At 46.6% G+C, this 13,285-nt stretch carries 16 protein-coding genes; 9 read left to right on the top strand and 7 right to left on the bottom strand.

What is annotated here, in order from left to right; translation table 11 throughout:
* Window positions 1–63 precede the first annotated feature (63 nt).
* Window positions 64–1,227 carry a MalY/PatB family protein gene (locus NYE36_RS15990; protein ID WP_094032823.1) on the bottom strand — a complete coding sequence of 388 codons (1,164 nt, stop codon included), beginning with the start codon at window positions 1,225–1,227 and terminating at the stop codon, window positions 64–66.
* An 86-nt stretch (window positions 1,228–1,313) separates the two neighbouring features.
* Here NYE36_RS15990 and NYE36_RS15985 point away from each other — a divergent pair, with 86 nt between their 5' ends.
* Complete coding sequence (locus NYE36_RS15985) at window positions 1,314–1,574, top strand: DUF1871 family protein (RefSeq protein ID WP_113766678.1); 261 nt, start codon at window positions 1,314–1,316, stop codon at window positions 1,572–1,574.
* A gap of 24 nt (window positions 1,575–1,598) precedes the next feature.
* Here the strand turns inward: NYE36_RS15985 and NYE36_RS15980 are convergent, their stop codons facing one another.
* A complete protein-coding gene (locus NYE36_RS15980) occupies window positions 1,599–2,420 on the bottom strand; it encodes an alpha/beta hydrolase (protein ID WP_007408654.1) in 822 nt (273 codons plus the stop codon).
* A gap of 152 nt (window positions 2,421–2,572) precedes the next feature.
* Between NYE36_RS15980 and NYE36_RS15975 the strand changes: the two genes are divergently transcribed.
* The 3 genes from NYE36_RS15975 to yugI all read left to right on the top strand — a co-directional run bounded on the left by NYE36_RS15975 (window position 2,573) and on the right by yugI (window position 4,832).
* Window positions 2,573–3,073 carry an Lrp/AsnC family transcriptional regulator gene (locus NYE36_RS15975; RefSeq protein WP_003152098.1) on the top strand — a complete coding sequence of 167 codons (501 nt, stop codon included), beginning with the start codon at window positions 2,573–2,575 and terminating at the stop codon, window positions 3,071–3,073.
* Window positions 3,074–4,243, top strand: coding sequence for an aminotransferase (locus NYE36_RS15970; protein WP_072589508.1), 1,170 nt, complete (start codon window positions 3,074–3,076; stop codon window positions 4,241–4,243).
* A gap of 196 nt (window positions 4,244–4,439) precedes the next feature.
* On the top strand, window positions 4,440–4,832 hold the full coding sequence (yugI, locus tag NYE36_RS15965) for a S1 domain-containing post-transcriptional regulator GSP13 (protein WP_007408653.1): 393 nt from the start codon (window positions 4,440–4,442) through the stop codon (window positions 4,830–4,832).
* A gap of 47 nt (window positions 4,833–4,879) precedes the next feature.
* On the opposite strand, the gene NYE36_RS15960 is transcribed toward yugI, so the two are convergent.
* Window positions 4,880–5,116 carry a DUF378 domain-containing protein gene (locus NYE36_RS15960; RefSeq protein WP_003152104.1) on the bottom strand — a complete coding sequence of 79 codons (237 nt, stop codon included), beginning with the start codon at window positions 5,114–5,116 and terminating at the stop codon, window positions 4,880–4,882.
* A 231-nt stretch (window positions 5,117–5,347) separates the two neighbouring features.
* Here NYE36_RS15960 and NYE36_RS15955 point away from each other — a divergent pair, with 231 nt between their 5' ends.
* Together NYE36_RS15955 and NYE36_RS15950 are read left to right on the top strand one after the other, a co-directional pair.
* Window positions 5,348–6,511 (top strand): iron-containing alcohol dehydrogenase, encoded by a 1,164-nt coding sequence (locus NYE36_RS15955; RefSeq protein WP_007408652.1) that lies wholly within the window; start codon window positions 5,348–5,350, stop codon window positions 6,509–6,511.
* An 86-nt stretch (window positions 6,512–6,597) separates the two neighbouring features.
* Window positions 6,598–7,770 carry an iron-containing alcohol dehydrogenase gene (locus NYE36_RS15950; protein ID WP_015418091.1) on the top strand — a complete coding sequence of 391 codons (1,173 nt, stop codon included), beginning with the start codon at window positions 6,598–6,600 and terminating at the stop codon, window positions 7,768–7,770.
* Between the two features lie 280 nt (window positions 7,771–8,050).
* Here NYE36_RS15950 and ycaC read toward each other — a convergent pair whose 3' ends face one another.
* Together ycaC and NYE36_RS15940 are read right to left on the bottom strand one after the other, a co-directional pair.
* A complete protein-coding gene (gene ycaC / locus NYE36_RS15945; RefSeq protein ID WP_014418745.1) occupies window positions 8,051–8,695 on the bottom strand; it encodes an isochorismate family cysteine hydrolase YcaC in 645 nt (214 codons plus the stop codon).
* A 124-nt stretch (window positions 8,696–8,819) separates the two neighbouring features.
* Window positions 8,820–9,386: an NADPH-dependent FMN reductase gene (locus NYE36_RS15940; protein ID WP_094032825.1), complete on the bottom strand. Its 567-nt coding sequence runs from the start codon at window positions 9,384–9,386 to the stop codon at window positions 8,820–8,822.
* Window positions 9,387–9,783: 397 nt separating this feature from the next.
* Here NYE36_RS15940 and NYE36_RS15935 point away from each other — a divergent pair, with 397 nt between their 5' ends.
* From NYE36_RS15935 to NYE36_RS15925, 3 genes are all read left to right on the top strand, one after another.
* Entirely contained in the window at window positions 9,784–11,136 is a 1,353-nt protein-coding gene (locus NYE36_RS15935; protein ID WP_007408647.1) for a glucose-6-phosphate isomerase, read from the top strand.
* A 65-nt stretch (window positions 11,137–11,201) separates the two neighbouring features.
* A complete protein-coding gene (locus NYE36_RS15930) occupies window positions 11,202–11,555 on the top strand; it encodes a hypothetical protein (RefSeq protein ID WP_033574923.1) in 354 nt (117 codons plus the stop codon).
* Between the two features lie 22 nt (window positions 11,556–11,577).
* The gene (locus tag NYE36_RS15925; RefSeq protein WP_015418088.1) at window positions 11,578–11,982 is read left to right on the top strand and encodes a YugN-like family protein; all 405 of its coding nucleotides are present in this window, start codon (window positions 11,578–11,580) and stop codon (window positions 11,980–11,982) included.
* On the opposite strand, the gene NYE36_RS15920 is transcribed toward NYE36_RS15925, so the two are convergent.
* Window positions 11,979–12,965, bottom strand: a complete 987-nt coding sequence (locus NYE36_RS15920; protein WP_094032826.1) for a potassium channel family protein — start codon at window positions 12,963–12,965, stop codon at window positions 11,979–11,981. The two genes, NYE36_RS15925 and NYE36_RS15920, sit on opposite strands and share 4 nt — an antisense overlap.
* Window positions 12,962–13,216 carry a protein mistic gene (locus tag NYE36_RS15915; protein ID WP_094032827.1) on the bottom strand — a complete coding sequence of 85 codons (255 nt, stop codon included), beginning with the start codon at window positions 13,214–13,216 and terminating at the stop codon, window positions 12,962–12,964. Before NYE36_RS15915 ends, NYE36_RS15920 begins: the two co-directional genes overlap by 4 nt.
* Between the last annotated feature and the right edge of the window lie 69 nt (window positions 13,217–13,285).

Genomic DNA, 13,285 nt, shown 5'->3' with positions numbered 1-13,285 from the left:
AAAGTATATATTTCTCTAAAGCGAACGCCCTTATCTCATCTGATAAAGGCGTTCTTTCCGCTGCTAAGCGAGCGCTGCTTTCATTCTCTCAAGCCCTTCTTTTACGGCGGCGGCTGAACAGCCGACATTAAGTCTCATAAATCCTTCGCCGCCCGGTCCGTATTTTGTTCCCGGCTCTAATATGATTTTCCCTTTTTTGAGCATTCTTTCTTTGAGCTCGGTATCCGAAAATCCGTATTCGCTGAAATCCATCCAGATCAAATAGGAAGCGTCAGGCTTCATCATGCGGACTTTCGGCAATTCTTTTCTTAAAAAGTCCTCAGCCAATTTCATATTCCCTTCAATGTAAGGAATCAGCGCGTCAAGCCAAGGGCCTCCCTTTGTATAGGCCGCTTCGATTGCTGCAACCGCAAATGTGTTGAGGCTGGAAACCCCGTTCTGATGCAATGCGGCGGAGAATTTCGCCCGCTTGTACCGATCGGGAATGATAATGGCGGATGCCTGAATCCCGGCAATATTAAACGTCTTGCTCGGCGCGACACAAGTAACGGAAATCCGCGCAAACTCCTCAGACAGAGAAGCGAAAGGCGTATGCGGCTTTCCGTACAGCATCAAGTCGGAATGTATCTCGTCAGAAACGACGGTAACGTTATGGGCGGCGCACAGCGATCCGAGCTTCATAAGCTCATCCCGGCTCCACGCTCTGCCGGACGGATTGTGGGGATTACAAAGAATCATCAGCTTGACCTCAGAATCGTTCAGCTTTTTCTCAAGATCCTCAAAATCCATACAGTAGACGCCGCTTTCTTCCCGTAACGGGTTATGTAAAACATGCCGTTTGTTTTCCTTGATCATCTGATAAAAAGGCGTATACACCGGTGATTGAATCAACACCGGATCGCCCGGTTCGGTAAAGGCTTGTACGGCCATGCTGATTGCCGTGACAACACCGGGACTGAACGCTATGCTTGCGGGATCGGGCCGGTAGCCGTGCCGCGTCTCAAGCCATGAAGCGACGGCTTCTCTTGTGTTTTCGTCAGGAGACGTATAACCGAATATGCCGTGGTCAAGGCGGGCTTTTAAGGCGTCAGTGACCGCTTCGGGAGCGCGGAAATCCATATCGGCAACCCACATCGGAAGCGCATCCGATACGCCGAATAACGCTTCCGCCTTGTCCCATTTCACCGATTGTGTGCCAAGACGGTTTTCTCGAAGATCAAAGTTCATGTATGTCACTCCTGTAGTATCATTATTTTGCACAGCGTATCTATGATAAAATAGAATTGCAAACTTTATTATAAGCGGTGATGAAAATGGAAGAAAGCCAAGCGGTCATGGAAATGATGAATATCATTGCCAAGTGGGACCCGTTTAAATATGGAGAAGATTTTTATGAGACAGAAGCCGTCGATATCGTTCAGGCCGTCTACAGTGAAGACCGTGCCGACAAGCTGGCAGCAGCCATTCAGGATATCTTTGAAGCTTCATTTGAGCGAAAGCTTCCGATCGAAGGCTGCCAAAAGGCCGCCGAGCAGCTTCTGTTCATAAAAGAAAGCAGCTCCTGCACCCCTTAAAAACCGGCGGTTCCGCCGGTTTTTTTATTGAATAAATTCAAAAATCCGCTCCGAAACAAACTCCGGGCGCTCTTCGGGTACGAGGTGCCCCGTATCCTTGAGTGAATACAGAATGGAATCCGGCAGGTCGTCATGAAGCCGTTTTCCGACTGAGACCGGAACGACACGGTCTTCTTCTCCCCAGATTAAAAGAGCGGGGTTTTGCACTTTCTTCAAATCCTCGGGCTCTAAATCACCCTCCCTATGTCTGATAAACCTTGTCATCGCTTTGAAAATCTGGCGGTCTGTAAATGGTTTTTCGTAACCGTCAATCATTTCCTGATCGATAAGCGTCCGGTCGTGAACGACATTTAACAGGTTGTTCAGCACGCCGTCTTTTGAAAGCCAATACTTAAGATACAGGTCAAAACAAGGGAGATGCGTCCCGAATATAATCGACGGGTGCGAGCGCTTTAAATACCCCGAGCTGCACAGCAGGACGATTTTAGAAAAAAGCTCGGGTCTGAGAAGAGACGCGGATAAGGAAATCTGGCCGCCCATTGAATGGCCGATGAGTGCGGCCCGGCTGATACCGAGCTTTTCCAGAAGTCCGATCAGAAGCTTGGCGAGGTTTGCGTAAGTATATACGAATGTCCGTGACTTTTCCGATTGCCCGAAAGGAGGCAGGTCAACGGCGATAATATCATAATGGTTTCTGAGCAGCGGGATCAGTTTTCTGAAGCTGAATGCCGAAGATAAAAAACCGTGTACGCAGACGAGTGTCTGTCTGCCGGGATTTTCATAATGCTCGTAATACAGCTCAACTCCGTCTATCGCGGCCCGTTTAATCGGTGAAACAGCTTCCATGAGAGCCTTCGCCGTCCTTTCTTTGTTGTAATGTAAAGGCTTTTTTGATTGTCAGATTTTAGCTCTGGTTTCTTTCGGGTTTTTCTTAGCATTTGTCGAAAATCGTGATATAATGTCATGAAGATTTTTGATAATGCAAAGGTGTGAAACGTATGAAGCTGACCGAAAAAGAAACAGAAATATTAGAAATTTTAGACGAAAACAGCCGCGTTGATGCGGAAACGATTGCGAAAATGGCAAACATTCCCGCCGAAGAAGTCAAAAGCATCATTGAAAAGCTTGAAAAAGAAAAAGTCATCATTGATTATGCGGCGATGATCGACTGGCGCAAAGTCGACGGTTTGGAAGGCGTCACGGCGATGATTGACGTAAAAGTCACTCCGAAACGAAATGTCGGCTTTGATGAAGTCGCTGAGCGGATTTACAGATTCCAGGAAGTTGAATCAGTGTACCTGATGTCAGGGGTGTATGACTTATCCGTCGTTATTCGCGGCAACACGATGTCAGACGTGGCAAGCTTCGTGTCTGAAAAATTGTCCACCCTTGAGTCCGTCGTTTCCACGACAACGCACTTCATCCTGAAAAAATATAAGCATGACGGCAAAGTCTTTGAAAGCGGAGACGATGACAAAAGAATCGTGGTGTCTCCGTAAATGGAAACGAAGACTTCTTATTTATCTGACTACGTGCAGCAGATTAAACCGTCAGGCATCCGCAAGTTCTTTGATCTGGCCGCCACGATGGAAGGCGTCATTTCACTGGGAGTGGGAGAGCCTGACTTTGTGACGGCCTGGAACGTGAGGGAAGCGAGTATTCTTTCTTTAGAACAGGGTTATACGGCTTATACGGCAAATGCGGGTCTTTATGAACTGAGAGAAGAAATCAGCCGCTACTTAGATCAGCGGTTCGGCCTGAGTTATTCGCCTGACAGTGAACTGATCGTTACGGTAGGAGCAAGCCAGGCGCTTGATCTCGCTGTCCGCGCCATTATGAATCCTGGAGAGGAAATGTTAATTCCCGAACCGTGTTTTGTCGCATATGAATCACTCGTGACCTTGACGGGGGCGAAGCCGGTGCCGATTCAGACTGTCGCTGCAAAAGGTTTCAAAGCATCAGCCGCCGATTTTGAAGCGGCCCTGACGGACAAAACAAAAGCGCTGCTTCTATGCTCGCCGTCAAATCCGACAGGTTCCGTCTATTCGAAAGAAGAGCTTGAATTCATCGCTGCTTTCGCTGAAAAACACGACTTGATCGTGCTTGCCGATGAAATTTATGCCGAGCTGACGTATGATGAGCCATTCACGAGCATGGGGGCCATCCGCGGCATGAAGGAACGCACGATTCTTATTTCCGGCTTCTCCAAAGCATTTGCCATGACGGGATGGAGACTCGGATTTACGGCGGCGCCTCCCGTGATCAGGGATGCCATGCTCAAAATTCATCAGCACGCGATGATGTGCGCGCCTTCCATGGCTCAGTACGCGGCGCTTGAAGGGCTGAAAAACGGCCAGGAAGACGTCGAAAGAATGAAGAAAAGCTATCGGAGACGCCGAAACCTGATTGTGGAGACATTGAACGAAATCGGACTCGGCTGCCACCACCCCGGCGGAGCATTTTACGCCTTTCCTTCCATTCAGTCGACCGGCATGAGTTCAGAAGAATTCGCGGAACAGCTGCTCATTGAAGAAAAAGTAGCCGTCGTTCCGGGGAATGTATTCGGCCCGAGCGGCGAAGGCTACATCAGATGTTCCTATGCGACATCCATTGAGCAGATTCAGGAAGCGCTCGTCAGAATCAAACGGTTTGTTGAAAAAAGGGCATAAAAAAAGATACGAACCCGGTTCGCATCCAAATAAAAGGGGGGAATACTAGAAAGCCTTCGTAATCATAGTATACCCTTCTTTATCTGTGCTTAAACATGATGATGTAAAAAAGTTCTCTTTGCGAAAAACAAACTTGTATGATATAATTTTAAATTGCGTATAATCTGTATTTAATTTAACTTAGGAGTTGTTATGAATGGCAGCAAAATTTGAAGTGGGCAGTGTTTACACTGGTAAAGTAACAGGATTACAAGCGTATGGTGCGTTTGTTGCATTAGATGAAGAAACTCAAGGACTTGTTCATATTTCTGAAGTCACTCACGGTTTCGTAAAAGACATTAACGAACACCTTTCTATCGGTGACGAAGTACAAGTAAAAGTACTTGCGGTTGACGAAGAAAAAGGCAAAATCAGCCTTTCTATCCGTGCGACTCAAGCGGCGCCTGAAAGAAAAGAAAGCAAACCAAGAAAACCGAAAGCGGCTCAAGCTTCTGAAGAAACATCTGCTCCGCAAGGTTTCAACACATTGAAAGATAAGCTTGAAGAGTGGATTGAACAGTCCAACCGCAAAGACCTTATCAAAAAATAATCATTAAAAAAAGCACCGGATATGTATGTTCGGTGCTTTTTTTATGTTTATCTGACTTCCGGATTTGCCGCTTCCTCGCGGGATGTTTCTTCGTTCGGCTTAAACAGCAGGCCGAGATTGATCAGACCGGCGATGCCGACAAGGCCGTAAATAATCCGCGACAGAGCTGATCCTTGGCCGCCGAAGATGGCTGCTACTAAATCAAATTGGAAAAACCCGATCAGTCCCCAGTTAATAGCGCCGATAATCGTTAATACGAGACAGATACGCTGAATAACACTCATGTAAACAACCTCCTCTATGAATTCGTGAAACAGTTATAGATTGTGACAAAGCAAAGAATCTATGCATACTACATTCTCCGCCGTGTAAAATCACACACTGTCTCAGGCTGTACAAGTGCCTTTCCCTGGAATTCGATGTCTGTAAACCATGTGATGCGCCGTCAAAAAAGCGGATTGCTTTACATTGAACGTCATCTTTCTGCATAATATAAATCCAAAGGAGGAGATGTCATGCAAAACTTTACATATTGGAATCCGACCAAATTGATTTTCGGAAAGGGAGAGGTTGAAAAACTTCCTGAAGAAATCAAACCGTACGGAAAAAACGTGCTGCTCGTATACGGAGGAGGCAGCATTAAGCGCAGCGGTCTTTATGATCAAGTAACCGAACTTCTGAAAAAAGCGGGAGTTACCGTACATGAATTGGCAGGCGTAGAGCCGAATCCGCGTGTCTCAACGGTGAACAAAGGTGTTGCGCTCTGTAAAGAAAACAGCATCGATTTCTTATTGGCCGTCGGCGGCGGAAGTGTCATTGACTGCACGAAAGCCATCGCGGCGGGCGCTAAATATGACGGCGACGCGTGGGATATCGTCACGAAAAAACACCAGCCGAAAGAAGCGCTGCCTTTCGGAACAGTGCTGACACTTGCGGCAACCGGTTCAGAGATGAACTCCGGATCAGTCATCACAAACTGGGAGACACAAGAGAAATACGGATGGGGGAGCCCGCTCGTTTACCCTAAATTCTCTATTCTCGATCCGGTAAACACATTTACCGTTCCGAAAGACCACACTATTTACGGCATGGTCGATATGATGAGCCATGTGTTTGAACAATATTTCCACCACACGTCAAACACGCCGTATCAGGACCGGATGTGTGAATCGCTTCTGCGCACGGTGATTGAAACAGCGCCGAAGCTGATCAATGATCTGGAGAACTACGAGCTTCGTGAGACGATTTTATATACAGGCACGATCGCATTAAACGGAATGCTGTCAATGGGCGCAAGAGGGGATTGGGCCACACACAACATCGAGCATGCGGTATCAGCGGTTTACGATATACCGCACGCCGGAGGTTTAGCGATTCTGTTCCCGAACTGGATGAGACATGTGCTCAAAGAAAATCCGGCCCGCTTTAAACAGCTTGCCGTCCGTGTCTTCGATATTGACGAGACAGGCAAATCAGATGAAGAGATCGCACTTGAAGGAATCAGCAGGCTGTCTGATTTCTGGACGAGCCTCGGTGCTCCGAACAGACTCGCTGATTATGATATTTCTGATGAGAAGCTGGATACGATTGCAGATAAAGCGATGGCAAACGGAGCATTCGGACAGTTCAAGTCACTGCAGAAAGAAGACGTGCTTGCGATACTGAAAGCATCATTGTGATAACATAAAGGGGGCGGCCGGATTGGCAGCTCCTTTTTTTCTGTGTTATAGTAATTCCCTTACGATTTTTTTGGAGGTCATGATAAATGGAGAACTTTACGTACTACAATCCGACGAAACTGATTTTCGGAAAAGGTCAAATCGACCAATTGAAAAAAGAGCTGAAGCAATACGGGAAAAACGTGCTGCTTGTATACGGAGGCGGCAGCATTAAGCGTAACGGCCTGTATGACCAAGTAACAGGCATCTTAAAAGAAGAAGGCGCAGCCGTTCATGAGCTTGCGGGCGTTGAACCGAACCCGCGTCTGGAAACGGTAAATAAAGGAATTGAGCTGTGCAGACAGCATGAGATAGATTTCCTTCTCGCAGTCGGCGGCGGAAGTGTCATCGACTGTACAAAAGCGATTGCGGCCGGTGCGAAATATGACGGCGACGCATGGGACATTTACAGCAAAAAAGTAACGGCGCAGGACGCGCTCCCGTTCGGCACGGTGCTGACGCTTGCGGCGACAGGCTCTGAAATGAACCCTGATTCCGTTATCACAAATTGGGAAACAAACGAAAAATTCGTATGGGGCAGCAATGTCACTCATCCGCGTTTCTCCATTTTAGATCCTGAGAATACTTTCAGCGTTCCGGAAAACCAAACCGTATACGGCATGGTGGATATGATGAGCCACGTATTTGAACAATACTTCCACAATGTTGAAAACACGCCGCTTCAGGACAGAATGTGTTTTGCGGTCCTTCAGACGGTAATTGAAACAGCGCCGAAACTTTTGGAAGACCTTGAGAACTATAAGCATCGTGAAACGATTTTATACGCGGGTACGATCGCATTAAACGGCACGCTGCAAATGGGCTATTTCGGCGATTGGGCTTCCCATACGATGGAGCACGCCGTATCAGCGGTTTATGACATCCCTCACGCGGGAGGACTTGCGATTCTGTTCCCGAACTGGATGAGATACACGCTGGATACAAATGTAGACCGTTTTAAAAACCTGATGCTCAACATGTTTGACATTGATACTGAAGGCAAAACGGATAAAGAAATTGCGCTTGAAGGGATCGATAAATTGTCCGCGTTCTGGACAAGCCTCGGCGCACCGTCCCGCCTTGCGGATTATGACATCGGTGAAGACAAGCTTGAGCTGATCGCAGACATCGCCGCAAAAGAAATGGAATACGGCGGATTCGGCAATTTCCAAAAACTGAACAAAGATGACGTACTTGCCATCTTAAAGGCGTCACTGTAAGATACATTCCCGGCCGGGGTGAAGATGAAATAGATTTTCAAGCTGCAGATGTAACCGTTTTGGGAGTCCCTTCATTAGTGCATCAAGAGCAAGTGAAACACCCCTTGCCATGAGACAACTATGGAAATCTCACATGATGCGGATTTGACTCCCTGTTTCTGTACATTTAGCAGAAAAGGATCAATTAACTTTGCGATTGCCGATCATCTATTTACACAAAATCTAAATCATGAAGAGCCGCGAATTTAAAAAAGGGGCGCTGATTCAATCAGCGCTCCTTTTATGCATTTTGTGTACTAAGATCCCGCTGCGCCCCCATATAGCTTCCCATTAAGTTTTGATAACCGGGAAGATGACTGGAGATTAATGCGCCAAAACCTTCAACATCGTTGCGCCAATCACGCTGAAGCTCGCACGCTACGCTGAACCAGTTCATAAGCTGCGCGCCGCCATGAGCCATACGCGTTAATGATGCATCTGCTACTTGCTTATTAAACGTCCCCGAAGCATCTGTCACAACAAACACTTCGTAGCCTGCTTTAATGGCAGAAAGCGCAGGAAAAGCAACGCAGACGTCTGTTACCACCCCCGCGATAATCAGCTGTTTTTTGCCAGTCGCTTCAATGGCTTTAACAAAATCTTCATTGTCCCATGCATTAATTTGTCCGGGACGGGCTATTTTCGGCGCATCAGGAAAGAGATCAACGAGTTCTTGCATGAGCGGTCCGTTGGGTCCATTTTCAAAACTCGTTGTTAAAATAACCGGTAAATCAAAGAATTTGGCCGTATCACCGAGAGCCAATACATTGTTCTTAAATTCATCAACGCCATAGTCACGCACGAGACCGGAAATAAGGCCGGTTTGATGGTCAACTAAAAGCACGGCAGCATCATCTTTTGAAAGACGGGAATAAAGATCAGACATTTTATCATCCTCCTTGAATTAAGGCAAGTAAGTTTGTGAATTGAAAACGGTAAATCTATTCATATGCTGTATAGATAGAAAGTTATTTCTGAGGTGACTTTTCGTGAGGGAGATGATCCTTCAATTAATTTGGAACGGGAACCGGAGCATGATCAATCCAATGGATGAACTGTTGTAAATAGCGTTGAAGATAACGTTTTGTTTGTTCATCCGTAAGTATGTTTTGAGCGGAATCAATTTTCTCATGGACTTGCGAAATCAGCATTTTTTGAAAGGGCAAAACATTGACTTGCATAGCTTCGAGTACTTCTCTCATTTGCGTTTGGCCAAAGGCGGTACCGAACCCTCCGGGGGTTGCTCCGATTAAGCCAACCGGTTTTCTGTTTAAAACAGAAGAGGTCCGCGGTCTCGATGCCCAGTCCAATGCATTTTTTAATACCCCCGGAATTCCGGAATTGTACTCTGGACTTACAATGATGACGCCGTCAACGTCTTGTATATCAGCTCTAAAGGATGTTACGGAGTCTGGTGCTCCGGCAATTTCTAAATCTTCGTTAAAAAAAGGAAGACTGTCTATTTCAACCCAGCGAAATTGAGCCGCATTATCGAAGTCAATCAGTGATTGAGCAATTGCTCGATTATACGAGTTTTTTCGTAAACTTCCACAAATAAGACCAATGGTTTTAATCATAAAATCACCTCCCAGTTTAAAATCACTTTCATCTTAACACGTTACCCCAAATATAGACACTATTTTTAAAAATGTACATTTATGCCTTAATATCCCTTCGTGGCAGCCTCTCAAGAGGAGTACTATATAAAAAGAACCGGCCCATCGGGATTGGCGATGGATGTCATCCTGCTCCAAAGTAAAGGTGATACGTTCCTGGATCACCAACATTCGATTCGTTATCCCTCTCACGATCATTACAAATATAACCATATTGAATCCGGGATATTGTATAAAAAATGAACGCATCTTTAGCGCAAATCCCGTATTCATCATGCCTTCTTCATGACTTGATTTAGCGGGTGAGTTCATATAAAGTGAAAGAGAAAACAATTCACCGTGATGGAGGGACAAGCAAATGACGCATGTACGCTTTGATTACTCAAGAGCGTTACCTTTTTTCAATGAACATGAACTTACATACGCACGTGATTTCGTAAAAACGGCACACCATAATATCCATGAAAAAACAGGCGCCGGAAGCGACTTTTTAGGATGGGTGGACCTCCCTGAAAACTACGATAAAGAAGAATTCGCGCGCATTAAAAAAAGCGCTGAAAAAATCAAATCAGATTCAGACGTGCTTCTCGTCGTGGGTATCGGCGGTTCATACTTAGGCGCCCGCGCGGCGATTGAAGCGCTCAATCATTCTTTCTATAACGTTCTGCCGAAAGACAAGCGCAAAAACCCTCAAGTTATCTTTATCGGCAACAATATCAGCTCAACTTATATGAAAGATGTTATGGATCTTTTGGAAGACGCTGATTTCTCTATCAATGTCATTTCTAAATCAGGCACGACGACGGAACCTGCAATCGCTTTCCGGATTTTCCGCAAACTTCTTGAAGAAAAATACGGAAAAGAAGAAGCGAAAGCGCGGATTTACGCGACGACAGATAAAGAGCGCGGCGCTTTAAAAACGCTTTCTAATGAAGAAGGCTTCGAATCATTCGTTATTCCTGATGATGTCGGCGGACGTTTCTCCGTTCTGACTGCGGTAGGTCTTCTGCCGATTGCGGTAAGCGGGGCTGATATCGATGAAATGATGAAAGGCGCTCTTGATGCAAGCAAAGACTTTTCCAGCTCGGAATTAGAAGAGAACGCGGCTTACCAATACGCCGTCGTCCGCAACGTTCTGTATAATAAAGGCAGAACCATTGAAATGCTTATCAACTATGAGCCTGCGCTGCAATACTTTGCGGAATGGTGGAAGCAGCTCTTCGGCGAAAGTGAAGGAAAAGATGAAAAAGGCATCTATCCTTCTTCTGCTAACTTCTCAACAGACCTTCACTCTCTCGGTCAATACGTGCAGGAAGGCAGACGCGATCTGTTTGAAACTGTATTAAACGTTGAAAAACCGAAGCATGAGCTGACAATTGAAGAGGCGGAAAATGATCTCGACGGCTTAAATTACTTGGCCGGCAAAACGGTCGATTTCGTCAACAAAAAAGCGTTCGAAGGCACGATGCTTGCCCATACAGACGGAAAAGTGCCGAACTTAATTGTCAATATTCCGGAGCTTAATGCATATACATTTGGATATCTCGTCTATTTCTTTGAAAAAGCGGTGGCGATGAGCGGTTATCTGCTCGGAGTCAACCCGTTTGATCAGCCGGGTGTTGAAGCCTATAAGGTGAATATGTTCGCGCTTCTCGGCAAACCGGGCTTTGAAGAGAAAAAAGCAGAGCTTGAAAAACGCCTTGAAAAATAAAAAAAAGGGCTGGCCCTCAGCATGACGGGTCAGCCTTTTTTAAACCGTGAAAGGTGTGATGATGAATGATACGACTCTTATGTAAGCATGCCGTCATTTCCGTCTGTTCCGCCGCTATTGTCTATTCGGCACTAAAACTGTCTCCTGAATCCCTCTTACAAACCATCCTGTTTTTCGCTTTCCCTCTCGGCTTGTTTACGGACATGGTCCGGCTGAAACTGAAGATTGGCCGGATGCAGTCGCTGATCACGAAGTGCTGTCTCTATGCCGTCGTTTTCTATATTTCAACGGAAGCCGTTCTCTCCGCAATTGTGACGTATGTTCTGATTGAATGCGCCGTTATCTCTTTCCGGCGTCTGTCTGCCGCTCCCGATTCTTCCCGGGCGCCGTATGAAGATGCCGCAGAGCGGGGACGCTAAAGACAAAAAGGAGCATATGCACATGATCAGCATTCCATCTTCACTTGAAGGGCAATCGTTTTTACTCCGCGAACTGGAACAGGTGCTGAAACCGATCGGTTATACCATCGGAGGCGGTTGGGAGTATGACCGCGGGTTCTTTGATTACAAAATTTCCGATCAGGACGGCTATTTATTTCTCCGCATCCCTGTTGAAGCAAATAAGGGACACCTGGATGAACGGGGGGCCGCCGTTACAATCGGCACACCCTTTTTGCTGAGGCACGTTTATCAGCAGGAAACGGATGATCACGCAGGCGGCGGTGTTTTTGAGTCATTATTCAACCAATTCTCCGAGCCGAAACGGCGGGATGCGGCAATTGACCGCTCATATACAGATATCGGCATCTCGCTTGTGAAAGAGCTGGAAGACGTCCTGCTGCATTAAAGAGCCAAAAACAGATCAGTATCGAGCACCTGGTATGACAGGGGAGGGGTCAGCATCGGCCCCTCTTCTTTTTGTATGCCGATGATCGTGGTATTCCGTTTGAGATAATAGAGCGCACAGTCATGATAAGATGAGTCCTTTAATTCCTCGGGGACGGGAATGATGCGCACCTTTTTCTCCAGCGTCAGATCTGACAGCGTTTGCGGTTTGGCAAGCTGCAGCTTGACCCGGTAATGCTCAAACATCACCCGGCTCGACAGGCGTGATGTGCACAGAATCTTATTGGCTCCTGCGCGCTCGGCGTTTTTGACATACCGTTCCGTTAAAATTTCCACGATACAATAAACGGACGGATGCAGCCCTTTGATGGCGAGAAGCGTTAATACCGACAGCATATCAGCTTCGGATTCATTTTTCTGCTGGTCCGCTGTCAAAATGACGGTATCGGCTTCCGTAATATTCGCCTTATTGAGCGTACTGTCATCAGCGGCATGTCCGCGGATGAAATGGACGTTTTCAATAAGCGGCCCTTCCCTTAATGAATCATCAATCAGGACGACAGTTTTTGACGGCGCGATGTGCTGCAGTTCTTTCAGCAGCATATGCGACTTCTCATTCCATCCGATAAGAATGACGTGCCCCTTGCCTTTAAAGGCGACCTTCCCTTCGACATAGCGGTGCTGTTTGCTGAACACGGCTGAAGAAAGCGTGGCGAAATAGGCGGTCACAAAACTCGCTCCGCTTAATACAAGCACCATGCCGGCAATCTGCCCGAGCGGTGTCTGGGGAACGTAATCGCCGTAGCCGACTGTGGCCACCGTAATAACCGCCCACCAAACCCCTTCAAACACAGACGTGAATTGCTTCGGCTCAAGCATGTAAATGAGTTGGCCGAACAATAAAATCAAAGCGATAATGATCAGTCCGATCCGAACATATAACGGCCATCTCAGCCAGGAAATAAAAATACGGTTTGATTTCATTCGTCCGGCTCTTCTTTCGTCAGAGAGATGGATAAAATCTGCTTAATAATGGTGTTTAGTTTTTCGTCCAGCTGTTCCTGGCCGTATGAGTTACGCGCATGTCTGATTAAATCGGCCGTCTCATCTTCAAACTGTATGAGAGGTTCGTCGTTTTCCGCCTCATTATAGAGCTGGATAAAGGCGTCAAGCCCCTCGTTCATTCTGTCTATCGCATTGCTCAGCTGTTCTTTCTCGCCATTTGTCACTTTCATGTCGATCACACCTGTATCTTTTTTTATACAGTATGTCCCAGTTCGTTTGATGTCTTTCAAAAATCGCCG

The sequence above is a fragment of the Bacillus sp. FSL R5-0593 genome (assembly GCF_038603755.1).
GTDB classification, from domain to species: Bacteria; Bacillota; Bacilli; order Bacillales; family Bacillaceae; genus Bacillus; species Bacillus velezensis.
Note: the sequence above shows the minus strand (reverse complement) of the source record. Positions and strands in the feature narration are given on the sequence as shown.